The 404-nt window shown below is 50.7% G+C and carries 1 protein-coding gene; it reads left to right on the top strand.

Annotated elements, in window-relative coordinates; genetic code table 11:
• Window positions 1–404: hypothetical protein (locus tag QU605_RS15360; RefSeq protein ID WP_289726209.1), on the top strand; the 404-nt coding region annotated here is incomplete at both ends.

The raw sequence follows: 404 nt of genomic DNA, 5'->3' as shown, positions 1-404 counted from the left end.
TATGTAGATGCGGTAGCTGATGACGATGTAACGGGAGCGGCTCTGGATGGCAGTAATGTACTGACCATAAGTGAAGGAACCACAGATGTAACGGTCGACCTTTCTTCCCTGGTAGACGATGCGGACGCTGATGCTACGAATGAAATACAGGATCTGGGCAGTGTACTTACAGAAGGCAACGATGCCGGAGGTGCGGCTATTGCCAACCTTGCAGATCCTACGGCAGCCCAGGATGCGGCTACCAAAGCATATGTAGATGCAGTGGCCGATGACGATGTAACGGGAGCAGCTTTGGATGGCAGTAATGTACTGACCATAAGTGAAGGAACCACAGATGTAACGGTAGACCTTTCTTCCCTGGTAGACGATGCGGATGCAGATCCGACTAATGAATACAATACGGG

It is taken from the genome of Robiginitalea aurantiaca, from assembly GCF_030380815.1.
Classification (GTDB): domain Bacteria; phylum Bacteroidota; class Bacteroidia; order Flavobacteriales; family Flavobacteriaceae; genus Robiginitalea; species Robiginitalea aurantiaca.
This window is presented reverse-complemented; position numbering and strand designations above follow the sequence as displayed.